Genomic DNA, 25,760 nt, shown 5'->3' with positions numbered 1-25,760 from the left:
TTCTTCATGTAAAAAGCCGATTTCATACTACAGAAATCGGCCTACGTTTTAGCAGGAAAATTATTGCGAATCGTTTCAAGAGCATGCTCTTTCACAATTTGTTTTCCATACTCACTTACACGATGAATTGTTAAAGTTGATTCTTCCCCATATTCTAAAATAATACTTAAAATACGATCGATTTCTTCTTCATCATGTAGCACTTCATCGAATTCCACATATACATAATAGCGGTTCTCAAATGAATACAGCTCATCTTTTATATCTTCAAAGATAAGACGATGACTTAATGAAATGACATCTTCAAAATCATTAAACTTAATTAAAAAGCCAAACGTACCATCTTCATTAAAGTTTGTTCCTGTTTGTTCTTCTACCTCTTCGACTAATTCTTGTTGGAATAATGATTCGATGCCTTCATCTAGAGGAATATCTATAATTTTGTCTACCCCTATCGGTAGTTCCAGCTTTTGCCCGTCTTTTGAAAGCTCTGCTTTCGTGACAAGTACTTCAATCCCTTTATCGACTGCTTGCACTTGAATCCATAACGGTCCATCAATAAAGAAATCGTCATGATCACGAGCTTCGTCCATCATCTCCCAAAAGAGCTCTTCACTTCGTTCGCGATCATACCAAATCTCTTCACGATTAAATCCTCTATCCTCTATATCAATGTACGTAATAAAAAATTTCATCGTATGATCATTAATTCTTTCAATATCCAAAATACAACTCTCCCTTCCTGCTTAGAATTGTTATGAAGGGATTCCCCACTCATATGACAAATCAATAGATTCTTGTACTCTCATTTTATGATAAGATTCTCCAGAATGGAAATAAAATCGATTTATTTTACAAAAATAGTTATATGCCTATCTTTACTCGATCAACTACGTAAATATATTATTATAGCGATTTCTTACTTACAAAAAATTTGGACATACATTTCCACATTCCCCCGTACACTGTAATAAAGTGAAACTTCTATTAGAAGAGATTATTTAACAACAACTTTCTTCATCACATACATATAGTTCGCTTATTAAAACATCATAAATGGAGGCAGACGAATGGACTTAGAGTTTTTAACATCCGTACTAATGATTGTCGGTATCGATGTTGTATTAGGTGGTGACAATGCAATCGTCATCGCACTAGCTAGCCGAAATTTACCTGAATCGAAACGAAATAAGGCTATTTTGATCGGTACTCTTTTAGCGATTGTACTAAGAATTGTCCTTACTATACTAGCTGTCTATTTACTCGACATTCCATTTCTACAATTGATTGGCGGGGTTTTACTTACATTAATTGCAGTCAATTTATTAACCGATAATAGCAACGATCTTTCTTCTATTCAAGGAAAAACAACTTTATTTCAAGCTGTGCGGACAATTGTTTTCGCGGATCTCGTTATGGGGTTTGATAATGTTATTGCCATTGCAGGTGCAGCTCACGGGAGATTTTTACTCGTCATAATCGGCTTACTCATTTCTATCCCGATTATTATTTGGGGCAGCAAACTTATTTTAATACTTATGGAGCGATTTCCATTCCTCATTTATTGCGGTGCAGCAATTCTTGCCTATACTGCAGGAAAAATGGTTACACATGAAGACAGACTTGCAACCTTTTTTCATAACAATCCAAGTTTCACTGCAAGCATTCCTTATTTGTTCATTTTCACTATTTTATGCATCGGCTTTATTGTACAACAAGTTCGATTACGCAATGTGAAACATTAAAAAAAACCTTCTACTATATAATAGGTAGAAGGTTTTCATATTATTATAATTAATTTACAAGACGTTGTGCTTCACGTAATTGGAACGTTCTTACTGTACGTGGTAAGAAACGACGAATTTCGTCTTCGTTGTAACCAACTTGAAGGCGTTTCTCGTCAATCATAATTGGACGACGTAAAATCCCTGGATAGTCACGAATCATCTTATATAAATCTTGAAGTGGTAAAGACTCTAAGTTTACATTCAATTCTTGGAAAACTTTCGAACGAGTAGAAATAATCTCATCCGTTCCGCTTTCTGTCATACGTAAAATCTCTTTAATTTCCTCAATCGTTAATGGATCTGAGAAAATATTACGTTCTGTATAGGGAATATGATTTTCCTCTAGCCATAATTTCGCCTTTCTACAAGACGTACAGCTTGGAGAACTATATAATGTTACCATACAAAGCTCACTCTCCTTAAAGAGTACAAATTCTGTACTAAATACAGTTTTAATTTCTAACTTCAGCAATTTTTCGTGATAACTTGTCTTATTGAAAAGTACAAAAATCACATTTCATGTAAGCAACAACTTATAATAAACAACAATTACTTTTAATAAGTAACTTCTATAATCATTATACAATAGATTTTGCAAGAAATATACAGTAAATTTCCTGCTAGTTGAGAAAACTCTCCCGTGTATTTCACTGCTATGTAACATGATTACGCTCATTTCAGCTGTACTTTAACAATAACTTTCAACCCTTTTACTACTCACTTCCCATAGATTTTTCATATAATATATAGTTATTTATCTATAATCTTCCCTATGAAAAAGAGAACGTTTTCTTACTTTTTCTTGATAAATCAATTAAGAAATGTAAGACTATACAAATGAGAATAAAAAGGAACATTTGTTCTTATTTTAACAAATATCCTCCCTCCTGTCTACATGATTTCTAAAGTAAATTAAATATTTTTCTGACATTTCTTTCTTTTTCATTTTTTATCTCATACAATAAACATACAGACAGGCAAAGGGGGAGTTTTCAAATGATTGCTTTTTTTATTGATTTTATTACGGTTGCTGCCCTCATCATCGGAATAACAGCATTGATTGGTGTCATTACAAATAGCATCGGCGAAAAGCTCTTTGGTGGAAAAGAAAAAATGAAGTTTGTTAACAAAAGTTTGGATGTACAATCTGGCTGGAACCAAGTTGGCGGAAAAGGCATTTATAAGAAACGAACGTATTAAAAAAAGCAGGTGATCACCTGCTTTTTTTCTTATTTCTCTACTGAAGCCCATTTAAAGCTTAAATCGCCGCCATATTTATGGTTATACATATTTTTAATTGAATCTCTTTGTAAATATGCTCTACCACGTTGATATACTGGAACGATCGCAGCATCATCAAGTAACATTTTTTCTGCTTCTAATAAGTTCTTCCAACGAGCATTTACATCGCTTCCATCTTTTTTCGCCTTCATAATGATTTCATCGTATTTTGGATTAGAGTACTTCATCTTATTTTGTGACCCATCTGTTACAAACATATCAAGATATGTAATTGGATCTGGGAAGTCCGCACTCCATCCAGAGAATGACATGACATAATCGCCCGCATCTTCTAATTTTAGTTTTTGTGCGAATGGTTGTTGTTTAATTTTCACTGTTAAACCTGGTAAATTCTTTTCTAATTCACCTTTTAAATATTCACCAGTTTTCTTTGATAACTCTACATCTTCATTTAATAATTCTAATTCGATTTCATTTTTACCAAGTTCTTTTTTACCAGCTTCCCAATATTTCTTCGCTTCTTTCACGTTTGGTTTTACAATATCCCCGTTTACAGCACGGAAATCTTTTTTATCTGGTCCTTTAATGAAGTTATCAGGAATTAATCCTGTCGCTGGCTTAGAACCGTTATTTAATAATGTATCCACGAATGGCTTACGGTCAAAAGCAAGTGAAATTGCTTTACGAATATTTTTATTTGCTAAAGCTGGATCTTTTTGATTTAAACGAAGGAAGAATACAGATGTATCTTCTACTGTTTGGAAATCTGGTTTTCCTTTATATTTATCAATAAACTCCGCTAATAACGACGCTCGATCAATTGCATTTGTTTCATATAAGTTAATTGGCGTAGATGTATCTTTTACAATATTAAAGTTTACTTCTTCAATCTTTACTTCTTTATTGTCCCAATATGACGCGCTCTTTGTCATTTTAAAGCTACGTTCATGTTGCCAATCACTTAGTGTAAATGGCCCGTTATAAAGCGTTGTATTCGCTTCTAAACCAAACTTCGTACCTTGCTCTTTCACAAACTTTTCATTCGCAGGATAGAAGATTGGATATACCATTAAATCTACAAGGTATGGAATTGAATTATCTAATTCCACTTCTAATGTATAATCATCAATCGCCTTTACCCCTAATTGATCCGGACTCATCTCTTTTTTATTAATTTTCTCTGCATTTTTTATATCATACATAATGTACGCTGATTTCGCAGCTGTATCTGGGTTAATCGCTCTTTGCCATGCATATACGAAATCTTTTGCCGTCACAGGCTCACCATTTGACCATTTTGCGTCTTCACGTAATTTAAATGTATATTTTTTACCATCTTCTGATTTTTTGAATTCCTTCGCTACACCAGGAACTAGCTTGTCATCTTTTCCTAAACTGTATAAGCCTTCCATCGTATTAGTCATTACTCTTGAAGAAACTGCATCAGCTGATAACGCTGGATCCATCGTTGGAATTTCTTGTGTTTCAATTAAGTTAATAACTTGCTTCGCGCCGCTTTTTCCGCTATCCCCTTTAGCGTTTGCTTGCGGTTCATCTTTTTGATAGCTACATGCCCCTAACATCATGCTCATCGCTACTGTTGATGCTACAAAAACTGGTATCTTTTTTTTCATACTTCCACCCTCCAAAAAAAATGTTAGCCCTTTCATTTTCAAACAGAAAGAAATGTATATATGTTCTAATAATTCATATTATACACACAAATATATTTTTTGTATATTTATATTTCTATTTCATTAAAATTTTCCGCTGAAAAATATACCTTTGTAAACGTTTCATATTGCTGATTATTCTTACTAAAGTGTTAAAAATAACATTTTTTACACTATTCTAAATTATCAGATGAAAATGAATTTTATATCTCATAATACTTTATGTATAATTATCCTTTTGTTTTTATCATAAAATAGCACTCTCTTCATAATAAAAATATGTAGGCTAAAATGAGTGCAAAGGTTAAGAAAGTATGTTACGATACATTTTGCTAAAAATAGATATCGGTAAAGAGGGGACGGACATGGCAGCAATTCAAGCAAAAAACGGGCCTACTGAGAAATTAAGTTTATTCTTATTAACATGGCCTATTTTTCTAGAAGTTTTTCTTTTTATGTTAATGGGGATCGCTGATACTTTCATGTTAAGTGCATTATCAGACGATGCTGTATCTGGGGTTGGTGCAGCGAATCAATATCTTCATATTGCGATTTTGGTATTAGAAGTCATCGGGAACGGCGCTGCTATCGTTGTATCTCAATACCTCGGTTCCAAACGCTTTATGGAAGCATCTAAAATATCAGCATTAGCCGTCACATTAAATTTAATAGTTGGGCTCGTTATAAGCGCTGGTTTTCTTTTATTTTCGAAACATATGATGCTCGCAATGAACTTACAAGGCGATGTACTAACGTATGCGCAAAACTACTTATCTATCGTCGGAGGAGCCATCTTCCTACAAGCTATTATTAACTCATTAGCCGCAATTATCCGTGTACACGGTTTTACAAAGCAAGCGATGTTTATTTCACTCGGAATGAATATGATTCATATCGCTGGAAACTACGTACTCATTTTCGGGAAATTTGGTTTCCCTGAGCTCGGTGTACAAGGGGCTGCAATTTCTTCCGCTATCAGTCGATTGATCGCACTTATTGTTTTCTTCTGGTTACTATACCACGTTATGGAATATCGTGTGAAATTACAATATTACTTCACTTTATCCAAAGAATACATTGGGAAAATTTTAAAAATTGGCATTCCATCTGCATTTGAACAAGTGATGTATCAAGCTTGTCAAATCGTCTTCCTTTATTACGCAACGTACTTAGGAACGGAATCATTAGCTGCTAGACAATACGCTACTAACATTTCCATGTTCACTTATTTATTTGCAATTGCGATTGGTATGGGAACAGCCATTATTATTGGCCGCCTCGTTGGTGGTGGCGAAAAGGATGAAGCATACGAACGCTTGTGGAAAAGTGTAAAATGGGCAATTGGTGTAACTTTATGTATGGTCGCTCTCGTTATTATATTCCGTACACAATTAATGGGACTATTTACAGATAATCCGCACATTATCGGGTTAGGCGCAAGTGTTCTTTTACTAAGTGTACTACTTGAAACGGGACGTACGATGAACATCGTCATCATTAATTCGCTTCGTGCAGCTGGTGATGCAAAATATCCTGTTTTAATCGGTGCATTCTCTATGGTGTTAATGAGTTTACCACTAGGTTACTTTTTCGCCTTTCATTTAGATATGGGTCTCGTTGGTATTTGGCTAGCAATCGCCATCGACGAATGGACACGTGCCATTATTATGTTCTTCCGCTGGAAAAGTAGAGCGTGGGAGCGTTATGCCCTTGTTAAACCTGAAGAACAAGAGGAGAATGTTTCTGTTCAAGTTCAGTAATGTTGCATATGGATACCATTAATGATACATGAGATTTATATCGGCGATTCTTTAAATATATCGACTGACCGACAAATGTATACAATTCTTTTATATAGTAGAAAAGAGCCATCCTTCCATAACAGAAGAATGGCTCTTTTTCTTATTGATAAATCTCTTTATATTTCTTGTACTCCGCTTCAGAACATAGTACGAAATGTCCTGGGCGAATTTCACGCATTGTTGGTGCTTCACTACCATAATTATGCTGTGATGGATCATATACGATACGTTTACGATTGCGCTCATAATCCGGATCTGGAAGTGGAATCGCTGATAATAGTGATTTCGTATATGGATGAATTGGATTCGCATATAATTCATCACTTGTTGTTAACTCAACGATTTGGCCACGGTACATTACACCAATACGGTCACTAATGTATTTTACCATTGATAAATCATGGGCGATGAATAAGTATGTTAAACCTTTTTCTTTTTGTAGCTTTTTCAGTAAGTTTACAACTTGCGCCTGAATCGATACGTCAAGTGCTGAGATCGGCTCATCGGCAATGATAAATTCTGGGTCTACAGCAAGCGCTCGAGCGATACCGATACGCTGACGTTGTCCACCTGAGAATTCGTGTGGGAAACGGTTTGCGTGCTCTTTATTTAAACCAACTGTGTTTAATAGTTCATGAACACGGTCCATGCGCTCTTTTTTACTTTTCGCTAGTCCGTGAATATCGATACCTTCTGCAATAATATCCCCTACTGTCATACGAGGGTTTAATGATGCATATGGATCTTGGAAAATCATTTGCATTTTACGGTTGAATTTCTTCAGCTCTGCGCGTGATTTTTTACCATGTACATTTTCACCATCGAATAACACTTCACCAGCAGTTGCATCATATAAACGAATAATCGTTCTTCCAGTTGTCGATTTACCACAACCTGATTCTCCTACAAGACCAAATGTTTCTCCGCGGTAAATATCAAATGAAATATCATTAACCGCTTTGACAACACCACCACTCACGTCGAAGTGCTGCTTTACATTTTTTACTTCAATTAATTTCTCACGTTGTTTAGTCATGTTGTTCACCTGCTTTCATTTGAAGAATGCGTTTTTCAACGACTGCCGGCGGTTTTACTTCTGGAGCTTGCTCGTGAAGTAACCAAGTTGCCGCATAGTGCGTATCACTTACTTTAAATAAAGGTGGGTCCATTTCAAAATCAATTTTCAGTGCCTGCGGATTACGTGGTGCAAAAGCATCTCCCTTTGGCGGCTTCAATAAATCTGGAGGCGTTCCAGGGATTGCATATAATTCTTCTTCTGAACCATCTAAACTTGGCATAGATGCGATTAAACCCCAAGTATACGGATGTTTCGGATTGTAGAAAATTTCATCTACAGTTCCAATTTCAACAACTTTACCAGCGTACATAACTGCCACTCGGTCCGCAACGTTTGCTACTACACCTAAGTCATGCGTAATGAAAATGATTGCTGCTTCTGTTTTTTGCTGAATGTCTTTCATAAGTTCTAAAATTTGCGCCTGAATCGTAACGTCTAGCGCTGTTGTCGGCTCATCGGCAATTAATAATTTCGGGTTACAAGCTAACGCCATCGCAATAACTACACGCTGTCTCATACCACCTGAGAATTGGTGAGGATATTGTTTTAAACGAGCTTCTGGATTTGGAATACCTACAAGGTCAATTAACTCTAAAGCAACTTTACGTGCATCTGCTTTACTCATCCCTTGGTGTTTAATTAGACCTTCCATAATTTGATTTCCAATTGTCATCGTTGGGTTTAATGATGTCATTGGATCTTGGAAAATCATCGCAATATCTTTACCCCGTACTTGCTGCATTTCTTTTTCTGTTAATTTTGTTAAGTCACGACCTTCAAATACGATTTCACCATTTTTAATGCGTCCAGGAGGATTCGGAATTAATCCCATTAACGCTTTAGAAGTAACTGATTTCCCTGAACCAGATTCTCCTACAATCGCCAATGTTTCTCCTTTTTTCAAATCAAAAGTAACGCCGCGTACAGCTTGAACTTCACCTGCATGTGTATCAAAGGAGACTTGTAAATCTTTTACCTCTAACAATGTTTTCATCTTTGCCTCTCCCCTCTTTTACTTACGCATTTTTGGATCTAACGCGTCGCGTAATCCGTCTGCCATTAAGTTAAACGCTAAAATTAATATACTGATGACAACCGCAGGGATGAACATCATATGCGGATACGTTTGAATAGATTTATAACCATCATTTACAAGAGAACCTAGTGACGCAAATGGTGGCTGAATTCCTAAACCGATGAAACTTAAGAACGCTTCACCAAACACCGCTGATGGAATTGTAAACATTGTCATTACGATAATAGGTCCCATTACGTTTGGAATTAAATGTTTCACAATTAATTGTGTATTTGTTGCACCTAATGTACGAGATGCTAATACATATTCTTGGTTTTTTAACTTTAAGATTTGTCCACGAACAATACGCGACATCCCTATCCAACCTGTAATCGCCATCGCAAGTGTAATTGACCAAATACCAGATCCCATAATGATTACCATTAAAATAACGATGATTAAGTATGGAATACCGTTAATAATCTCCATAATACGTTGCATAATGTTATCTACTCTACCGCCGTAGAATGCTGAAATACCTCCGTATGCAACCCCAATTACTAAGTCAATTGCTGCCGCTAAAAGAGCGATATATAATGATACGCGTGTACCTTCCCATGTTCTTGTCCATAAGTCACGGCCAAGGTCATCTGTACCAAACCAGAAGTACTCTTTAATATCACGTTTTTCATATTGGTCAACACCATATTGATCTGTACCGTCAAATGGTAACCAATGAACATTTTCAATAACTGGAATTTTTGGTGGTAATTTCGCACGACCTAAATCTTGCTCTTTATACGAGTGTTTACTTACCATCGGTCCAAAAATCGCTAATAGCGCAATGATAACTAACAATACAAGGCCAAGCATCGCACCTTTATGTTGGAATAAACGTCTTCTTACATCTTGCCAAAACGTTAAGCTTGGACGGGCAATGACTTCATTATCAACATTATTTTGATTGGCTTGTTGAAATAAATCTGGAGATAATTTTTGTACATCTTTCATCATTTTTTCCCTCCCGCTAAACGAATACGAGGATCAATAATTCCGTATAAAATATCGACAATGAAAATAACTAAAATGAAGATCGCACTATAGAAAATCGTAGTTCCCATAATAACTGTATAGTCATTTAAAGTAATCGATTTAACGAATTGTTCCCCAAGTCCTGGTACAGCATAAATTTGCTCGATAACAAGTGTTCCTGTAATTAATGCCGCAACCATTGGTCCTAAAATTGTTACAACTGGAATTAACGCGTTACGAAGTGCATGTTTGACAATGATAACGCCTTGGCTAATTCCTTTCGCTTTCGCTGTTAAAATGTAATCGGCTTGCATAACTTCAATTAATTCTGCACGAGAGAAACGTGCGATTGTTGCGATAACTCCCATCGATAATGCAATTGTAGGCATTACAGTAAACTCTGGTCCTTTCCAGAATGCTACTGGGAACCAGCCAAGTTTTACCCCTACGAAATATTGCAGTAATGCGGCGAATACGAATGATGGTACCGACATTCCGAGTACCGAAATAACTGTTGCACTATAATCTACCCACGTATTATTACGAAGTGCGGCAACAATACCTAAAATTAAACCGATAAATGTTCCTAATATAATCGCTTGTAAACCTAATTGGGCTGATGGTCCAATACGATCCACAATCATGTCTGTTACTGGGCGGTTATCATATTGGAATGATACCCCTAAATCACCTTTTGCTAAGTTACCTAAGTAACGTGCATATTGAACTGGTACCGGATCATTCAATCCGTATTTTTCAAGAATGATTTCTTTTTGTGCCGGTGATAGCTTCTCCTGGTTTTTAAGCGGAGAACCCGGAAGTAATTTCATCAAAAAGAAAGTCATTGTAGTAATTAAAAATAATGTCAAAGCCATGTACACGAAACGTTTTAATACATAACGTCCCATAGTCAAGCACCTCCCCGTTTTTCTCAAAAGCAATAAGATAGTTTAAAATATTCTTACTTTTATTTTTTTAAAATAAGAGCATATGCCCATCATAGGCATATACCCTTGTAAACGATGGAAAAAAAAGATTATTTTTGTTCAACAGATGCCCATTTGTAAGTTAATTTACCACCATAGTTAATTGGGATAATATCTTTTACGGCACCTTTTACTACATACGCTGAACCTTTTTGGAAGATTGGAGTGATAACTGCATCCTCTTTAATTAACATCTTCTCTACTTCTAGAAGGTTGTCCCAGCGAGCTTGTAAATCTTTTGTATCTGTTTTAGCTTTTAGGATTAACTCATCATATTTCTGATTAGAATACCCTGTTTTATTTTGAGAACCATTCGTAACAAACATATCTAAATATGAGATTGGATCTGGGAAATCTGGTCCCCAAATACCAAACGCAATATCATATTGCTGAGAATCTTCTAATTTATTTTTTTGTGCGAATGGTTGCTGTTTAATTTTAATTGATAAACCTGGTAAGTTCTTTTCCATCTCACCTTTTAAGAATTCCCCAACTTTTTTAGCATCTTCATTATCAAAGTTTAAGAATTCTAGTTCGATTTTATCAGTTCCAAGCTCTTTCTTCGCTGTTTCCCAAAGCTTTTTTGCTTCTTTTGGATTTGTTTCAACTAGCTTTCCATTTTCAGCTCGGAAATCTTTTTTATTTGGACCTTCAGCGAAATCTTTTCCAACAAATCCGTAAGCTCCAATTGCGCCGTTATTTAAAATAACTTTTGCAATGTTATCACGGTCAAAGGACATTGAAATTGCTTTTCTTAAGTTTTTATTACTTAAGTACTGATTACTTTGATTAAATCTTAAGTAAGCAACCCCTGCCTCTTTTCTTGTTTGGAACTCTGGGCTTTTTCTAAACTTATCAACAAATTCAGACGTTAAAGCCGCTCGATCAATCGCGTTTGTCTCATATAAATTTACATCAGTTGCTGTATTTTTTACAATATTAAAGTTGATTTCTTCGATTTTAACCGTTTTATTATCCCAATATGAAGGATTCTTCTTGAATTGGAAACTTTGCTCATGTTTCCAATCACTCATAACGAATGGACCGTTATATAATGTTGTATTTGCCTCTAAACCAAATTTATCACCTTGTGCTTTTACAAAGTTTTCATTTAGTGGGTAAAATACTGGATAAACTGTTAAATCGATAAAGTAAGGAACGGGATTGTCTAATTCTACTTCTAGTGTATAATCATCAATCGCTTTTACACCTAATTGGTCAGCAGATAATTCTTTTTTATGAATTTTCTCTGCATTTTTAATATCGAACATAATGTATGAATACGTTGCTTTTGTATCTGGATTTACTGCTCTTTTCCATGAATACACAAAGTCTTTAGCTGTTACAGGTTCCCCATTCGACCATTTCGCATCTCTTCTTAATTTAAATATGTATTTCTTCCCATCATCTAGCTTTTCGACATCTTCTGCAACTCCAGGCATTCTCTTTTGATCTTTGCCAATACGATATAAACCTTCCATCGTATTATTTAATGCTGTAGAAGATGAAGAATCAGATGCTAATGATGCATCCATTGACGGAATTTCAGATAACTCTGTTAAATTAAGAATCTGCTTTCCGTTACTACTACTCGTAGCGTTTTCTTTCCCTTTTGCTTTTGCGTCATCTTTTTGGTAGCTACACGCACCCAGCAACATACTTGCAGTTAAAGTCGATGCAAGTAATAACGGTATCTTTTTCTTCATGTTGTGTTGCCTCCCCTAATTGCACTTCCTGTACCCTCACTTGTTAAAAAGTAGAATTGAAAGAATAATCTCCAAGTTTCTACAATTTTCATTATACATATAATATAACAATTGTGAATATAGTTTTTTGTTTTTTTGTTAAAATTTTTAATAAAATATTTATATTTTTAATTTTTCGTAAAGGGATACATTAACATTGCTACCATCATCTTAAAATCAGACCTTTAATTGCGTATAATTTTCAAAAAATTAATCCTAGTACTTATTATAGCTTTTATAGTATAATAATTCTAGTAATATTTTGACGGAGGGGAATATTTTGAATAAAGTTTTTTTTCATACTTGTATACTAATTTTTATAGCGATGATTGCTTCTAGTATTGGTGCATTCCTCATTTCATCTCAATTTTTGTTGAACTTTGTCAACATTTTGTTTTATATTGCACTGTTTTTTATTCTTATCGGCGGTTTTTTATACATATTTCAAAATGGTTTTTTCAATGTAACCATTTACGCATTCCAAAGAGTATTTGGTACGAACAAAAAGATTGACTCTTTAATTGAAGAAGTCGAGGAACCTACAGATAAGAAAGAACGTATTTATAAAACATATTCATTCAAATGGACATATCCAATTTGTATTACAGGTATCTTCCTTGGGTTGTTCTCGACCCTCATTAGCTTTACTATTTTGATGTAGTTTGCAAACACTATCCCATATGATATAATAATCAGCAAAACATTTTGTTATAAAACTTTAGTTCTTTCATATTAAAAGAGCTCAAGTAACAATAAATAAATTTATATGTATGCAATGATAAAGAAGAGTACATATTGAGGCAATTTCAGAGAGCTTGTGGTTGGTGTGAACAAGTAATTGTACAGTATGGAATGGGCTTTTGAGCACCAAACCGAACCGAAAGTAGTAGGCTTTGGCGTTATATCCTAACGTTATTATGGATTAGAGAGATTTCACAGTAGTGAAATAATTAGGGTGGTACCGCGGTCCATTCGTCCCTATAGTTTTTGGGATGAATGGGCTTTTTTGTTTGCCTTCTCTTCCCCCCCCATCACGCATTCAATTTTAGGAGGAATTACTTATGTCAGTTATCTTTTCTGGTATTCAGCCAAGTGGAACGATTACACTTGGAAACTATTTAGGCGCAATGAAGCAGTTTACAGAGCTTCAAAATGAACACGACTGTTATTTCTGTATTGTAAACCAACATGCGATTACAGTACCTCAAGATCCCGTTGAACTTCGTAAAAACATCCGCAGTCTTGCTGCACTTTATGTAGCATGCGGCATCGATCCTGAAAAAGCTACTTTATTTGTACAATCAGAAGTACCAGCACACGCTCAATTAGGATGGATCATGCAATCTGTTGCTTACGTTGGAGAATTAGAACGTATGACGCAATATAAAGATAAAGCTTCGGGTAGAGATTCAGTTCCAGCTGGATTACTTACGTATCCACCATTAATGGCTGCTGATATTTTACTTTACAACACTGAAATCGTACCAGTTGGTGATGATCAAAAGCAACATATGGAATTAACACGCGACCTAGCAGAGCGTTTCAACAAACGCTTCCGTGAAGTGTTCACAATTCCTGAAATTCGTATTCCAAAAGTAGGCGCTCGCGTTATGTCATTAACAGAACCTACGAAGAAAATGAGTAAATCTGATCCGAATCCAAAATCAATGATCAGTATGCTTGATGAACCAAAAACAATTGAAAAGAAAATTAAGAGTGCTGTTACTGACTCTGAAGGTATTGTGAAATTTGATAAAGAAAACAAACCTGGTATCTCTAACTTATTAACAATCTACTCTTCATTCTCTGGAAAAACAGTTGAAGAAATTGAAGCAATGTACGAAGGAAAAGGATACGGCGACTTCAAAGGCGACCTAGCGCAAGTAGTCGTAGAAGCAATTCGTCCAATCCAAGACAAATATAACGAACTAATCAACTCACCAGAACTAGACGAAATTCTAGACAAAGGTGCAGAAAAAGCAAACCGCGTTGCATTCAAACAACTACGCAAAGTAGAAAACGCAATGGGACTAAGCAGAAAACGTAGGTAACATATAAAGCGGAGGTAGCTCGTTCAGCTCTGACTGGCTAAGGTTCTTTCGCATAGAAGACGCTTTTTGTCTTCTTATGCGAAAGGTTCTTAGACACGAAGAGCTTACTGCCGGAGCTGGATTTCTACAAAATTAAAAAACCGCCAATTGGCGGTTTTTTAATTTACCTTTTGCTCATTTTCCATTTCCCATAACTTTTCAAAAAATGGCTGTCCTTTTACGAGACGCTCGCATAATTGTTCATGCTTATCAGACCAGCCTGTTTTCGCTTCATCATACAGCTTAACCCAAATATCTTCAAATTCCATATGTTGAACCATTCCATATGCTGATGGATCCCACTCTGTGAACCAATAGCGAATTTCTGCTGTATTTTTCGTTGTATGTAATTGATCTAACGCCATAAATAATAATTGTTTTAGCTGTCTTTCTTTACGAGTCAAGCCATTCATAACGAAAGGCGATGGTGATAAAATGTGATGTTCTTTTTCTGTTTCTTCTACTTGGAACTCATACTTTTCTGCTTGTACGTTTTCTACCATCTCATATACCATCTGCTCTTGGCGTGGTATAAGTCTGCTTTTGCGAATTGGTACATTGTAACCAATTGTGTCAATCGCAATAATTCCTTTTCCATCTGTAACAACAAAGCAATACTCTTGCTGCAAACGTTCATGATTTTTACGAATATAAGCCTTATGATGTACGTCTTCCAGCATTTTTTGCGGAAGCTCTAACAATTCGTTCTCGATGTAATGATATAATGTGGCATCTACTTTTAATAATGGCACTTGATCTAATAGCTCAATCGTATCATCTTTCCGCCATTCGTAAAAATGACAAACGTTATACCCATTTTCTTCACCTTCAAACCAATTTACCCATACATCATGTAGATATAACATTCACTACCCCTCACTTCACTACTGTTTGTACCAATCATTATGTTCATTTTTGCTTAACTTTATTCCACTTGAGGAAATATATTCTAATTATTATTTTTTCTTCTATTAATACTAAAAAAACAGGAAATAGAACTCCTGTTTTTTTATATATGAAATGTACTTGCTTTATTCAATATTTCTTTTGCATCTATAGATAATAAAGAAAGTGTATCTTCTCCTTCCACAGTTACACAATCTTTGACAATATGAAATCCAAGCGCATAGCCAAGCATCTTCGGATAAGAGTGAAAGCCATTTAATAAGATGTCATGTTCCCTTGTTCCTCGTTTTATACTTATTCTTTCATGTACAATATTTTTCCAATAATAAATAGCCTCCTCTTTTGAAAGATACGCCGTCCACGGTGCATTGTTTTTTTCTGTATACCTTTCTGTTACTGCTTGTTCAGCTAGCCCTTCCATAATCATCGTATCAAGTAATGTATATTCTGTTTCTTTCGTCTCAATTTGATGTAACCTGCATATGTGATGATATTCATGCGCTAATAACACTTTTAATTCTTCTACCGAATTCCGTCCACATACGAATAAGAAAATAACATGACGCATAGATAATCCCGCCCTACCGTTATACTCTTCTTGTACAGTTCGATTATAGGAATCTGATAATAAAATAAAGACAGGGACATCTGGACCTTTTAACCAGTTTTTCAGTTTATCATACTCCAGGCTCAATTCTTTCCAAATTTCCTTTTCCTCTAATTCTTTAATTTCCTTTTCTCCGCGCATGATCGGGCGATACATCCCTTTTGAAATTAAAAAGCGATACAACCTTTCTTTTGGCAACGGAATATACTTCGTAAATTTCTCACAAAGTTTTTCTGGCCGCCCATAATATAAATGTAGCCATTCAGCTGTTTCAACAATCCCCATCTCTATCCCTCCTTTTTCTTATGTATATGCTACAGGAGAAAAAGGCGTAAAAATAAATAAGGAGTTTTTTCGCAATATATTGCGAAAAAACTCCTTATTTCATCTATTATTTATACGATTTAAATACTAACACTGCGTTATGACCACCGAATCCTAATGAGTTACTTAATACTGCATTTACTTCTTGGTGTCTCGCTTGATTCGGTACGTAATCTAAGTCACATTCTGGATCTGGTGTCTCATAGTTAATTGTTGGCGGAATTACTCCGTCTGTAATTGATTTAATAGAGAAAATCGCTTCAACAGCACCAGCTGCTCCTAATAAGTGACCTGTCATTGATTTCGTTGAGCTAATCGCTACTTTATACGCGTGCTCACCGAAAGTTTCTTTAATTGCCATCGTTTCATATTTTTCATTCGCATCCGTACTTGTACCATGCGCATTAATGTAATCAATATCTTCTGGCTGTAGGCCTGCATCAGCTAAAGCTTGACGCATTGCACGCACTCCGCCTTCACCACCAGGAGCAGGCATTGTAATATGGAACGCATCTCCAGTTGCACCATAACCAGCAATTTCCGCGTAAATGTGAGCACCACGCGCTAATGCGTGCTCTAATTCTTCAAGAATTAGAATACCTGAGCCTTCACCCATTACAAAACCGCTACGGTTTTTATCAAATGGACGGCAAGCCGTTGCTGGGTCTTCATTAAATGTTAATGCTTTCGCTGAGCTAAATCCTGCGAATGCCATACTTGTTAGCGGTGCTTCTGCTCCGCCTGTAATCATTGCATCAGCATCACCACGCTGAATTGCTTTAAATGCATCACCAATTGAGTTTGCACCAGATGCACAAGCCGTTACAGAACAAGTGTTAATTCCTTTTGCTCCTGTTGCGATTGATACTTGACCTGCTGCCATATCCGGAATCATCATCGGTACGAAGAATGGGCTCACGCGGCGTGGGCCTTTCTCAGTAAAAATCTTAAATTGTTCTTCGTATGTTTCCATACCGCCAATACCTGATCCAATCCATACACCAATTCGAGGTCCGTTTTCTTCTGTAATTTCAAGCTTTGCATCTGCAACTGCCATTTTCGCTGCTGCTACTGCATATTGTGTAAAGCGGTCCATACGGCGCGCTTCTTTTTTATCAATATATTTCTCGACTTCAAAGTCGTTAATTTCTGCTGCTACTTTTGCTGGAAATAGTTCCGGATCAATTCTTGTAAGTCGTCCGATTCCAGATACACCCTTTTTAATGTTTTCCCATGCTGTTTCAACATCTGTTCCGACCGGTGTAACAGCTCCTAGTCCTGTAATTACGACCCTCTTTTTTTCCATACAAAATACACTCCTTTTTTTCTCTCAGTCCTTATTTACCCCAACGAAGAGCGACTGCTCCCCATGTTAATCCGCCACCAAAACCAACAAGTATAATTAAATCACCATCTTGAATACGTCCATTTTGCAATTCCTCTACCATTGCAATTGGAATTGAAGAAGCTGATGTATTACCAAACTTTTCAATTGTCATACTCATTTTTTCTTGTGGTAAATTTAATCTCTCTCTTGCAGATTCCATAATACGAATATTCGCTTGATGCGGTACTAAGAAATCCACATCCTCTTTTGTAAGACCAGCCTTATCCAGCACGCGAAGACAAGATTCACCAAGTTGACGAACGGCAAATTTAAAGACTTCTCTGCCATTCATCATAACATACTCGTCTTGATATAGATGCTTACCGCCGCTTCCGTCTGCTCCTAATTCGAAAGATAGAACGCCTCTTCCTTCTGAAACTGCTCCCATTACGATAGCACCGGCTCCGTCTCCAAATAATACCGCTGTATTTCGATCATTCCAGTCTACAATTTTAGATAGCTTATCACTACCAACTACTAATACGTTTTTATAAGTCCCCGTTTGAATAAATTGCTGCGCTGTAATCATTCCGTACATAAAACCAGCGCATGCTGCACCTACATCCATTGCAGCTGCATGTTTCGCTCCAATCGCTTCTTGAATGACACAAGCTACTGCTGGAAACGCACGATCTGGTGTTACTGTCGCCACTAAAATAAGATCGATATCTTCTCCGCTAACCCCTGCATCTTCAAGTGCTTTTTTTGCAGCCTCTACGGCCATATATGAAGTATCTATTGTATCATCGGCAATGCGTCTTTCTGCAATTCCCGTTCTCGTACGAATCCATTCATCGGATGTATCCATTATTTTTTCTAAATCGTGATTTGTGACTACTTTTTCCGGCACATATCTTCCGATCCCTAAAATGCCCACGTTCACATCGCAGCCCTCCGTTTTATATCAATTATTATGACTTGGTACTAATTTTAAAACATAAATGTATTTTTGTCTAGAATATATTTCGCATAAAACAGAAAGCTAACGCATTATTCACGTTATTTTTCATTAAAAGAAACAGAAACATACCTCTCAAATATAAAAAGACTCAAACCCTTCTGTTCACGGTTCGAGCCTCTCTTCCATCTAAAAAGATGTTTTTTATTCTTTATCTGCTTTCCCAAGCTCATAAGCTTCGTTCATAACTTTCATTAACAACTCTAACACCGGCTGTGCCTTCTCCATATCAAGTGCAATTCCATTATCATCTAAAATTGCCTTTGCTTCCGGTAAATGCTTCATTGCGATTTGTAAAAACTGCATGCTTTTTTCGTTCATATCATACTCTTCCTCTCCATTAAAACTTTCACATACAATAGTGTAACACGCGTACTACCCTTCGTATAACTCTTTATATTTTTTCATGTGTGCCAGTTGCTTATTTAAACCGTATTCTAACGGAGTATTTCTTTTTATCGAAATTACTTCGATAGCCTCATCTCTTACTTCGCTATTATTTTTATTTACTTTATCATCCGCGCGTAAAAGATTCATACCTTTTTCCCATAATGACTGTTTACCACTAAGTAAATTGTATATACCAAGATGCGCCCCGTTCGTTCCATGTTCCCATAAGTATTCACATACATCTTCAACGTAAAGTAAATCATTCCCCTTTTCCTCAATCGTACAACGCCACTCTTTTTCAACTAATTCTGATAAAATAAGCTGATGAAACATCATAAAGGACGGTTGCCACGGTCCATATAATGTTGGAACTCGAAATACACTATATTGTAAATTCCCTTTTTTCAATCCTTCTTCTACTTTCAAAAATAGGCGCTTATTTTCGGATTCATCTGTACTGCCTACTTCAATAGAAGAAATTAAATTTAACTTCACTTTTTGTTCTTCACACATTCTTATAATTCGCTTTAAATATTGTAATATGACTCTTTCATTCCGAAATCCACTTTGCTGATTTGGCTCATATAAGCAAAAATAAACAGTATCGAATCTCTCTTCCTCAACCGATCTCCATCCATCTTCATCTCTTATCGAATAATACGTAAATAACGCATTTCGCCCAATTAATAATAACTTCTCTTCATTAATTTTGGTCATACTATCGAATTCATCAAAATCAAGACCATAGACTTCCACTTCTTCTGCAATCATTTTATTTACAAGGTGATAACCTACAAACGTAAGTGCACCTATTATCAGCACGCGTTCCATACCACCAACCCTTTCCCTCTGAAACAAATAGCTCCTCATTTATGTATATGGGAGCTTCATAATTCTTCTTCATATTTTTTAAAGAAATCAGTCGTTTGCCTAACCATTTTATATTTCACATCTTGCAGATGGAACAAGACAGAAGTATCACATTGATTTAGTTGCCTCATTTTCTCATATCTACGCAACTGCTGTTTTCTTCCTCTTTTTTCTTGTGTTGATACGAAAATTTTAACAGGTACACAAGATGGAAGAAGCGTAAATGATTTCTTATTTATTTTTGATTCTACTTCTTCTTCTTTGGCATCATACGCCAAACTTAATTCCTTCACGAGTCTCTTGTAAAAAAATTTATGCTCTTTCTCAAAACTTACATATTCCGGTAAATCTAAACACGGATTTAGCATAACAACAGAACGAATACATTCAGGATATTTGTTCATCATTTCAAGTGCTACAAGCGCTCCCATACCATCTGCCATAATGTGCATTTTCGCATTTAACGTCTCTTTTCTCAAAACAACATCATATAAACGTTTTGCCAGACGAACAGATTGATCGTTTCCCCAATGTCTTCCGTATAAATTAGAGGAAAAGACCGTGTAGCCTTGTTCAATAAGACCATGTAAAAAATAAGATTTACCCGCATGTTGTGTCCATAAACTTGTACCATTCTCAATAAAGTAGTTATAATCACCGAGGAGCATAACAGAAAATCCATTTGGCTTCTCCGGTAAATAAATGACACATGGTTCTTTTTCTAAGTAAAAAAAACGTTCCGTAATACTCATTTTTCCCCCGCCTTATTTTCTAAACATATAAAAGTACTCTTTTATAATGTATGAACGGAATGCAAATTTGCGTTGAAAAATCTACAAATATTTTTCTATATTCTTTTTTCAATTGTGTTACAATAAGGACAGATTGAACGAATAGAGGTGTAAAATATGCGTTTCATTTGGGCATTAATTTGGTCGTTCTTACTTGTACACATGATGAGCTATGTAATCGGCTCTATGACTGGCGGTACATACGACTTTAACCAAGCGTCTATTTTCTCAGTTGTTCTTGCTGTGTTAGTACTAGCAATTTCAGCTGCAATTCCAAACGAGCCAGTAGAACAACACTAAAAAAAGAGTCCGGATTTTATCCGAACTCTTTTTTATTTTTATTTCACATGAACGACTAATTCGTTATTTTCTACATCAACAACTACGTGACTATTATCAGTAATTGTTCCTGCAATTAATTCTCGTGCTAATTTCGTTTCCACTTGACGCTGTACGTATCGTTTTAATGGACGAGCTCCGTACATTGGGTCGAAACCAGCTTCTACAACAAATTCTTTTGCTGCATCTGATAATTCTACTGTAATGTGACGGTCAGCTAGACGACCTTGTAGTTCTTTTACAATTTTATCAACAATGCCTTTAATTTCATTCGTTGTAAGAGGTTTGAATAAAATAATTTCATCAACACGGTTTAAAAATTCAGGGCGGAAATGTCCTCTTAATTGCCCCATTACAAGGTCTCTTGATTCCTCTTTAATCGAACCATCTTCTTCTAATCCATCTAGTAAATGAGCAGATCCGATATTTGAAGTCATAATAATAACTGTATTTTTAAAATCCACTGTACGACCTTGCGAATCTGTAATGCGTCCATCATCTAACATTTGTAATAAAATGTTGAATACTTCTGGATGTGCTTTTTCAATTTCATCTAATAAAACAACGGAATATGGTTTACGTCTTACCGCTTCAGTTAATTGACCGCCTTCCTCATATCCTACATATCCAGGAGGTGCACCAATTAAGCGTGACACTGCGTGTTTCTCCATATACTCAGACATGTCAATGCGAATCATTTGCTCTTCACTATCAAATAAAGACTGGGCTAACGTTTTTGCAAGTTCTGTTTTACCAACACCTGTTGGTCCTAAGAAGATGAAAGAACCAATCGGGCGGTTCGGATCTTTAATACCAGCGCGAGCACGAAGAACTGCGTCTGACACTAGGCTTACTGCTTCCTCTTGTCCGATAACACGCTCTGATAAGATTTGCTCTAAGCGTAATAATTTCTCGCGTTCACCTTCCACGAGTTTCGCAACAGGAATACCAGTCCAGCGTGAAACAATATCTGCAATTTCTTCTTCACTTACTTCCTCACGTAATAAACGATTTTCTTGTTTATTATGCCCGCCCATTTCTTCCGCTTCTTTTAACTCTTTTTCAATTGCTGGAATTTTCCCGTGACGAAGTTCGGCTGCTTTATTTAAATCGTAATTACCTTCTGCTTCTTCTAATTCACGACGCAGACGTTCTAAATGTTCACGTAAGTCACGAACTTTGTGAATTTCTTCTTTTTCTTTCTCCCATTTCGCTCTCATACCACTTGCAACTTCTTTTAAATCCGATAATTCACGTTGCAATGTTTTTAGACGCTCTTGGCTACCACGATCCGTTTCTTTTCCAAGAGCCGCTTCTTCAATTTCCAGCTGCATAATGCGGCGCGTTACTTCATCTAATTCTGTCGGCATAGAATCAATTTCTGTACGAATTGTTGCACATGCTTCGTCAACAAGGTCAATTGCTTTATCAGGTAAGAAGCGATCTGAAATATATCGATCTGATAAAACTGACGCTGCTACAATCGCACGGTCATGAATATTTACACCGTGATAAATTTCAAAGCGTTCTTTTAATCCACGTAAAATTGAGATTGTATCTTCAACAGTTGGTTCTTCTGCTAATACTTGTTGGAAACGTCTTTCTAGCGCTGGATCTTTTTCAATATATTTGCGATATTCATCTAGTGTTGTGGCTCCAATACAATGCAGTTCACCACGTGCAAGCATCGGTTTTAACATATTTCCTGCATCCATGGCTCCTTCTGTTTTACCAGCTCCAACTATTGTATGAAGTTCATCAATGAATAATAAAATGCGGCCCTCACTCTTTTTAATTTCATTTAATACAGCTTGCAGACGCTCTTCGAACTCACCACGGAATTTCGCACCTGCTACGAGCGCACTCATATCTAACGCAAAAATCGTTCTATCTTTCAATCCTTCAGGTACATCTTTTTTCACAATACGCTGTGCTAGCCCTTCAACGATTGCTGTTTTACCAACACCTGGCTCCCCAATTAAAACAGGATTGTTTTTCGTTTTACGTGAAAGAATACGAATTACACGTCGTATTTCACTATCACGGCCGATTACAGGATCGATTTTCCCTGCTCTCACTTCCGCCACTAAATCACGGCCATATTTTTCTAACGCTTCATAAGTTGCTTCTGGATTTTGACTCGTCACTCTTTGATTCCCCCGAACTGTCATTAAAGACTGTAATAAGTTATCTTTCGTAATATACAATCTTGTAAATAATTGATTTATATCGCCTTTTTCTTCAGAAAAAGCAAGCAATACATGTTCTACTGAAATGTAATCATCCTGCAGTTTTTCTGCTTCTTTCCCTGCTCTTACAAGCAGTTGTTGCAGAGCGCTCGTTACATACAATTTTCCAACTTCTGCACCGCTCCCCGTTACAGAAGGTTTCTTTTTAATTAAACTTTCAGCACCTTGCTTTAATGCTTCTATATCAACATTCATTTTTTGAAATATACGTACTGCTAATCCATCTTGCTCTTCTAATAATGCAAGTAATAGATGAACAGTATCCACCTCTTGGTGATGATGAGATACCGCTAAAGATTGGGCACTCATAATCGCCTCTTGTGTTTTTGTTGTCATTTGATTTAAGTCCATCTTTACAGCCCTCCAAAAGTTTGACTTTCTTTGACCTTTTATTTGATTATACGCCAACTGACTTTTTTATACAATAATTTTGCCTATGTATTTTCAAACTTATTATTTGAAAAAGAAAAAGAGAGCATTCATTATACTGCTAAAAATACGGTAAATGAAATTACAATGTGTAACGACAAAAAAGCCGCAATAATGATTGCGGCTTCTGTTACGGTTTTCTTTTATATGTCCACTGGCGGTTATGATTCGTGTTATCCGGAAACTTTTCACCGGCAGTTAATTTCACCATTTGCGGATCTTTCACCATACTTCCCGTTTCACCAATTTCTACGTAAATGCCATCATTCGGCGCTTTTTGTCCAGAACGAAACCTGCGATTTTGTCCCATCTTCATTCTCCTTCCATGACGTCTTGCCTCATTAGTATATCCATTTTAAAAGAAAGCTTTTCTGTCATGTTTAGGAAACAGTACTACATCTCATTCTTGTACATATATATGAATGACACAAGCGTAAGCAGGGATTTCTTTCTTACTTGTAGAAAAAAAAAGAAACCAACCTACCCTAGGCTAGTTTCAAAGGAGAGTCAAACATATACGAGAAGATTACATGTTCATTATATGTCTCATCACACGAGCAATGTAACCCTTTTCACAATTTGTACATAATGAAAGAAACATTGTTTGAACTTTCTAAAAAGATGTTGACTTTTCTTAATTTCCAACGATAAATAGTAGACACCACAGCACTTTGAGACGTAAGATGGATATATAGTGAAATTTCCATCTATGGTGATTTCACCAAGTCTAACCTCTTATTTCTGCATATTAAAAACGGAAATACAGATAGATACAAAAAAATTATTATAAGAGGTGAAATTATGAACAAACAACATTTAATCGCATTAGACTTAGACGGCACTTTATTAACAGACAACAAAATAATTTCCACTCGAACGAAACATACAATTGCAAAAGCAAAGGAACAGGGACATATTGTTGTTATTTCAACAGGACGTCCATTCCGTGCTAGTTACGATTACTATAAAGAACTTGATCTTAACACACCTATCGTAAACTTTAACGGCGCTTACGTACATCATCCTCTTGATTCAAACTGGGGAACACATCACTCTCCTCTTGAGCTAGCAACAGCGCAAGAAATTGTCCGAGCTTGCTTTGATTTTGGCGTAAAAAATATATACGCGGAAGTAATGGACGATGTGTATGTTCGTGAAATTGATGAAGATAAAAAACATATTTTCGAATTCGGCTCTCCTAAGATTTTTACCGGAGACTTATTAAATATTTTAAACGATCATCCAACTTGCTTATTAATTGACGCACATGACGAGCATTCTACTGCAATTCGTCAACATTTAACGGATATGCATGCGGAAGTAATCGACCATAGAAAATGGGGCGCACCTTGGCCGATTATTGAAATTGTGAAAAGCGGATTAAATAAAGCAGTTGGATTACAAAAAATTTCTAGTCATTACAACATTCCACAAGAGCGAATTATCGCTTTCGGTGATGAAGATAATGATTTTGAAATGATTGAATTTGCTGGTCACGGCATCGCAATGGGAAATGCCATCCCTGAATTAAAATCACTCGCAAACCATACGACGTTAACGAACGAAGAAGATGGTATTGCTTTATATTTAGAAGAGGTTCTTGGGTTGTAATCTAAAAATTCCCTACTTATAGTTTCCTGCCAAATGTCCATACTATAAGTAGACGCATGAGACATTGCGTCGATTGTTTTCAGCTAAATAAAGGGGGTTTTTCGAATGGGTAAAAAGAACAAATCAAAACGTTTTATCCAACAAGGAGCCGATGCTGTTATGAAGCATGATGCAAGATTCCCGTACAGAGGTACATTAGCTGAGGCAGAAAAAGCAAGAAGTAACTCTTCTTTTGGAGGGTTTTAAATGGGGAACTTACTATTCCAACAAGCTAGAGATGCTGTTGAAAATGCCGTATCTTGTTCAAGCGGTACTGAGCAACAAGATCTCGTGTATAGAGCAAAAAATGCTTTGCAATCCGCTTACGCAAACTCTTCAACTGCTGAAAAAGTTCAGCTCCGTGAAATGCAAGAGCAATTGCAAAACATCACGAATTTACATTAAAAAAG

26 protein-coding genes and 1 other annotated feature are annotated in these 25,760 nt (G+C 36.2%); of the genes, 9 read left to right on the top strand and 17 right to left on the bottom strand.

The window, feature by feature from the left end; translation table 11 throughout:
• Nucleotides 1-41: 41 nt before the first annotated feature.
• Nucleotides 42-725 carry an adaptor protein MecA gene (mecA, locus tag NST86_RS06180; RefSeq protein ID WP_000350716.1) on the bottom strand — a complete coding sequence of 228 codons (684 nt, stop codon included), beginning with the start codon at nucleotides 723-725 and terminating at the stop codon, nucleotides 42-44.
• Nucleotides 726-1,070: 345 nt separating this feature from the next.
• Between mecA and NST86_RS06175 the strand changes: the two genes are divergently transcribed.
• Nucleotides 1,071-1,745: a TerC family protein gene (locus NST86_RS06175; protein WP_000362615.1), complete on the top strand. Its 675-nt coding sequence runs from the start codon at nucleotides 1,071-1,073 to the stop codon at nucleotides 1,743-1,745.
• Between the two features lie 49 nt (nucleotides 1,746-1,794).
• Here the strand turns inward: NST86_RS06175 and spx are convergent, their stop codons facing one another.
• The gene (spx, locus tag NST86_RS06170) at nucleotides 1,795-2,190 is read right to left on the bottom strand and encodes a transcriptional regulator Spx (protein WP_000258267.1); all 396 of its coding nucleotides are present in this window, start codon (nucleotides 2,188-2,190) and stop codon (nucleotides 1,795-1,797) included.
• 593 nt (nucleotides 2,191-2,783) lie between these two features.
• Between spx and NST86_RS06165 the strand changes: the two genes are divergently transcribed.
• Entirely contained in the window at nucleotides 2,784-2,987 is a 204-nt protein-coding gene (locus NST86_RS06165; RefSeq protein ID WP_000559971.1) for a hypothetical protein, read from the top strand.
• A gap of 29 nt (nucleotides 2,988-3,016) precedes the next feature.
• Here NST86_RS06165 and NST86_RS06160 read toward each other — a convergent pair whose 3' ends face one another.
• Nucleotides 3,017-4,663, bottom strand: a complete 1,647-nt coding sequence (locus tag NST86_RS06160; RefSeq protein WP_086423834.1) for a peptide ABC transporter substrate-binding protein — start codon at nucleotides 4,661-4,663, stop codon at nucleotides 3,017-3,019.
• A gap of 353 nt (nucleotides 4,664-5,016) precedes the next feature.
• Here NST86_RS06160 and NST86_RS06155 point away from each other — a divergent pair, with 353 nt between their 5' ends.
• Nucleotides 5,017-6,462: an MATE family efflux transporter gene (locus NST86_RS06155; protein WP_140159084.1), complete on the top strand. Its 1,446-nt coding sequence runs from the start codon at nucleotides 5,017-5,019 to the stop codon at nucleotides 6,460-6,462.
• Nucleotides 6,463-6,604: 142 nt separating this feature from the next.
• On the opposite strand, the gene NST86_RS06150 is transcribed toward NST86_RS06155, so the two are convergent.
• The 5 genes from NST86_RS06150 to NST86_RS06130 all read right to left on the bottom strand — a co-directional run bounded on the left by NST86_RS06150 (nucleotide 6,605) and on the right by NST86_RS06130 (nucleotide 12,321).
• Nucleotides 6,605-7,540 carry an ABC transporter ATP-binding protein gene (locus NST86_RS06150; RefSeq protein ID WP_000166348.1) on the bottom strand — a complete coding sequence of 312 codons (936 nt, stop codon included), beginning with the start codon at nucleotides 7,538-7,540 and terminating at the stop codon, nucleotides 6,605-6,607.
• Nucleotides 7,533-8,576 (bottom strand): ABC transporter ATP-binding protein, encoded by a 1,044-nt coding sequence (locus tag NST86_RS06145; protein ID WP_000854346.1) that lies wholly within the window; start codon nucleotides 8,574-8,576, stop codon nucleotides 7,533-7,535. Before NST86_RS06145 ends, NST86_RS06150 begins: the two co-directional genes overlap by 8 nt.
• Nucleotides 8,577-8,594: 18 nt before the next feature.
• A complete protein-coding gene (gene opp3C / locus NST86_RS06140; protein ID WP_000974106.1) occupies nucleotides 8,595-9,611 on the bottom strand; it encodes an oligopeptide ABC transporter permease in 1,017 nt (338 codons plus the stop codon).
• Nucleotides 9,608-10,537 carry an oligopeptide ABC transporter permease gene (opp3b, locus tag NST86_RS06135; protein WP_000534172.1) on the bottom strand — a complete coding sequence of 310 codons (930 nt, stop codon included), beginning with the start codon at nucleotides 10,535-10,537 and terminating at the stop codon, nucleotides 9,608-9,610. The genes opp3C and opp3b overlap by 4 nt, the downstream gene beginning before the upstream one ends.
• Nucleotides 10,538-10,665: 128 nt before the next feature.
• Nucleotides 10,666-12,321 carry a peptide ABC transporter substrate-binding protein gene (locus NST86_RS06130; RefSeq protein WP_086392107.1) on the bottom strand — a complete coding sequence of 552 codons (1,656 nt, stop codon included), beginning with the start codon at nucleotides 12,319-12,321 and terminating at the stop codon, nucleotides 10,666-10,668.
• A gap of 319 nt (nucleotides 12,322-12,640) precedes the next feature.
• On the opposite strand from NST86_RS06130, the gene NST86_RS06125 reads away from it, so the two are divergent.
• Together NST86_RS06125 and trpS are read left to right on the top strand one after the other, a co-directional pair.
• Nucleotides 12,641-13,021 carry a DUF3899 domain-containing protein gene (locus tag NST86_RS06125; protein ID WP_001044997.1) on the top strand — a complete coding sequence of 127 codons (381 nt, stop codon included), beginning with the start codon at nucleotides 12,641-12,643 and terminating at the stop codon, nucleotides 13,019-13,021.
• Nucleotides 13,022-13,126: 105 nt separating this feature from the next.
• Nucleotides 13,127-13,343 (top strand) — a binding site (T-box leader).
• A gap of 78 nt (nucleotides 13,344-13,421) precedes the next feature.
• Nucleotides 13,422-14,411, top strand: a complete 990-nt coding sequence (trpS, locus tag NST86_RS06120) for a tryptophan--tRNA ligase (protein WP_044795514.1) — start codon at nucleotides 13,422-13,424, stop codon at nucleotides 14,409-14,411.
• 158 nt (nucleotides 14,412-14,569) lie between these two features.
• Here the strand turns inward: trpS and NST86_RS06115 are convergent, their stop codons facing one another.
• The 7 genes from NST86_RS06115 to NST86_RS06085 all read right to left on the bottom strand — a co-directional run bounded on the left by NST86_RS06115 (nucleotide 14,570) and on the right by NST86_RS06085 (nucleotide 20,644).
• Nucleotides 14,570-15,316 carry a YjbA family protein gene (locus NST86_RS06115; protein ID WP_044795518.1) on the bottom strand — a complete coding sequence of 249 codons (747 nt, stop codon included), beginning with the start codon at nucleotides 15,314-15,316 and terminating at the stop codon, nucleotides 14,570-14,572.
• A 143-nt stretch (nucleotides 15,317-15,459) separates the two neighbouring features.
• Nucleotides 15,460-16,248, bottom strand: coding sequence for a DUF2268 domain-containing protein (locus NST86_RS06110; protein ID WP_044795520.1), 789 nt, complete (start codon nucleotides 16,246-16,248; stop codon nucleotides 15,460-15,462).
• A 106-nt stretch (nucleotides 16,249-16,354) separates the two neighbouring features.
• Nucleotides 16,355-17,593 (bottom strand): beta-ketoacyl-ACP synthase II, encoded by a 1,239-nt coding sequence (gene fabF / locus NST86_RS06105; RefSeq protein WP_000412656.1) that lies wholly within the window; start codon nucleotides 17,591-17,593, stop codon nucleotides 16,355-16,357.
• A gap of 31 nt (nucleotides 17,594-17,624) precedes the next feature.
• Entirely contained in the window at nucleotides 17,625-18,557 is a 933-nt protein-coding gene (gene fabH / locus NST86_RS06100; RefSeq protein WP_001100533.1) for a beta-ketoacyl-ACP synthase III, read from the bottom strand.
• 219 nt (nucleotides 18,558-18,776) lie between these two features.
• Nucleotides 18,777-18,953 (bottom strand): ComZ family protein, encoded by a 177-nt coding sequence (locus NST86_RS06095; RefSeq protein ID WP_001986215.1) that lies wholly within the window; start codon nucleotides 18,951-18,953, stop codon nucleotides 18,777-18,779.
• Nucleotides 18,954-19,007: 54 nt separating this feature from the next.
• Nucleotides 19,008-19,880 (bottom strand): NAD-dependent epimerase/dehydratase family protein, encoded by an 873-nt coding sequence (locus NST86_RS06090; protein ID WP_016109546.1) that lies wholly within the window; start codon nucleotides 19,878-19,880, stop codon nucleotides 19,008-19,010.
• Nucleotides 19,881-19,909: 29 nt separating this feature from the next.
• Nucleotides 19,910-20,644: a hydrolase gene (locus NST86_RS06085; RefSeq protein WP_000028692.1), complete on the bottom strand. Its 735-nt coding sequence runs from the start codon at nucleotides 20,642-20,644 to the stop codon at nucleotides 19,910-19,912.
• Nucleotides 20,645-20,800: 156 nt separating this feature from the next.
• Between NST86_RS06085 and NST86_RS06080 the strand changes: the two genes are divergently transcribed.
• Complete coding sequence (locus tag NST86_RS06080) at nucleotides 20,801-20,983, top strand: YjzD family protein (protein ID WP_001211116.1); 183 nt, start codon at nucleotides 20,801-20,803, stop codon at nucleotides 20,981-20,983.
• A 38-nt stretch (nucleotides 20,984-21,021) separates the two neighbouring features.
• Here NST86_RS06080 and clpB read toward each other — a convergent pair whose 3' ends face one another.
• Nucleotides 21,022-23,622 (bottom strand): ATP-dependent chaperone ClpB, encoded by a 2,601-nt coding sequence (clpB, locus tag NST86_RS06075; protein WP_000365407.1) that lies wholly within the window; start codon nucleotides 23,620-23,622, stop codon nucleotides 21,022-21,024.
• A 208-nt stretch (nucleotides 23,623-23,830) separates the two neighbouring features.
• Entirely contained in the window at nucleotides 23,831-24,010 is a 180-nt protein-coding gene (locus NST86_RS06070; protein WP_000531421.1) for a YjzC family protein, read from the bottom strand.
• Between the two features lie 491 nt (nucleotides 24,011-24,501).
• Between NST86_RS06070 and NST86_RS06065 the strand changes: the two genes are divergently transcribed.
• The 3 genes from NST86_RS06065 to NST86_RS06055 all read left to right on the top strand — a co-directional run bounded on the left by NST86_RS06065 (nucleotide 24,502) and on the right by NST86_RS06055 (nucleotide 25,755).
• A complete protein-coding gene (locus NST86_RS06065; RefSeq protein WP_001041232.1) occupies nucleotides 24,502-25,311 on the top strand; it encodes a Cof-type HAD-IIB family hydrolase in 810 nt (269 codons plus the stop codon).
• Between the two features lie 105 nt (nucleotides 25,312-25,416).
• Nucleotides 25,417-25,557, top strand: coding sequence for a competence protein (locus NST86_RS06060; protein ID WP_227593266.1), 141 nt, complete (start codon nucleotides 25,417-25,419; stop codon nucleotides 25,555-25,557).
• Nucleotides 25,558-25,755, top strand: a complete 198-nt coding sequence (locus tag NST86_RS06055) for a DUF3813 domain-containing protein (protein WP_000527407.1) — start codon at nucleotides 25,558-25,560, stop codon at nucleotides 25,753-25,755. It abuts the gene before it with no gap.
• Nucleotides 25,756-25,760: the final 5 nt, after the last annotated feature.

The sequence above is a fragment of the Bacillus sp. FSL L8-0199 genome (genome assembly GCF_038005705.1).
Classification (GTDB): Bacteria; Bacillota; Bacilli; order Bacillales; family Bacillaceae_G; genus Bacillus_A; species Bacillus_A cereus.
The sequence above is the reverse complement of the archived record's forward strand: the minus strand, read 5'-3'. Positions and strand labels throughout refer to the sequence as shown.

Bases quoted from the DNA above. Each gene is read 5' to 3' on its own strand.
- NST86_RS06070 (WP_000531421.1), bottom strand. From the start codon at position 24,010: ATGGGACAAAATCGCAGGTTTCGTTCTGGACAAAAAGCGCCGAATGAT.
- NST86_RS06160 (WP_086423834.1), bottom strand. From the start codon at position 4,663: ATGAAAAAAAAGATACCAGTTTTTGTAGCATCAACAGTAGCGATGAGC.
- NST86_RS06080 (WP_001211116.1), top strand. From the start codon at position 20,801: ATGCGTTTCATTTGGGCATTAATTTGGTCGTTCTTACTTGTACACATG.
- NST86_RS06145 (WP_000854346.1), bottom strand. From the start codon at position 8,576: ATGAAAACATTGTTAGAGGTAAAAGATTTACAAGTCTCCTTTGATACA.
- clpB (WP_000365407.1), bottom strand. From the start codon at position 23,622: ATGGACTTAAATCAAATGACAACAAAAACACAAGAGGCGATTATGAGT.
- NST86_RS06060 (WP_227593266.1), top strand. From the start codon at position 25,417: ATGGGTAAAAAGAACAAATCAAAACGTTTTATCCAACAAGGAGCCGAT.
- NST86_RS06085 (WP_000028692.1), bottom strand. From the start codon at position 20,644: ATGAGTATTACGGAACGTTTTTTTTACTTAGAAAAAGAACCATGTGTC.
- NST86_RS06065 (WP_001041232.1), top strand. From the start codon at position 24,502: ATGAACAAACAACATTTAATCGCATTAGACTTAGACGGCACTTTATTA.
- NST86_RS06115 (WP_044795518.1), bottom strand. From the start codon at position 15,316: ATGTTATATCTACATGATGTATGGGTAAATTGGTTTGAAGGTGAAGAA.
- fabF (WP_000412656.1), bottom strand. From the start codon at position 17,593: ATGGAAAAAAAGAGGGTCGTAATTACAGGACTAGGAGCTGTTACACCG.
- NST86_RS06175 (WP_000362615.1), top strand. From the start codon at position 1,071: ATGGACTTAGAGTTTTTAACATCCGTACTAATGATTGTCGGTATCGAT.
- opp3b (WP_000534172.1), bottom strand. From the start codon at position 10,537: ATGGGACGTTATGTATTAAAACGTTTCGTGTACATGGCTTTGACATTA.
- NST86_RS06130 (WP_086392107.1), bottom strand. From the start codon at position 12,321: ATGAAGAAAAAGATACCGTTATTACTTGCATCGACTTTAACTGCAAGT.
- spx (WP_000258267.1), bottom strand. From the start codon at position 2,190: ATGGTAACATTATATAGTTCTCCAAGCTGTACGTCTTGTAGAAAGGCG.
- NST86_RS06165 (WP_000559971.1), top strand. From the start codon at position 2,784: ATGATTGCTTTTTTTATTGATTTTATTACGGTTGCTGCCCTCATCATC.
- NST86_RS06110 (WP_044795520.1), bottom strand. From the start codon at position 16,248: ATGGGGATTGTTGAAACAGCTGAATGGCTACATTTATATTATGGGCGG.
- NST86_RS06150 (WP_000166348.1), bottom strand. From the start codon at position 7,540: ATGACTAAACAACGTGAGAAATTAATTGAAGTAAAAAATGTAAAGCAG.
- NST86_RS06095 (WP_001986215.1), bottom strand. From the start codon at position 18,953: ATGAACGAAAAAAGCATGCAGTTTTTACAAATCGCAATGAAGCATTTA.
- NST86_RS06055 (WP_000527407.1), top strand. From the start codon at position 25,558: ATGGGGAACTTACTATTCCAACAAGCTAGAGATGCTGTTGAAAATGCC.
- opp3C (WP_000974106.1), bottom strand. From the start codon at position 9,611: ATGATGAAAGATGTACAAAAATTATCTCCAGATTTATTTCAACAAGCC.
- trpS (WP_044795514.1), top strand. From the start codon at position 13,422: ATGTCAGTTATCTTTTCTGGTATTCAGCCAAGTGGAACGATTACACTT.
- NST86_RS06155 (WP_140159084.1), top strand. From the start codon at position 5,017: ATGTTACGATACATTTTGCTAAAAATAGATATCGGTAAAGAGGGGACG.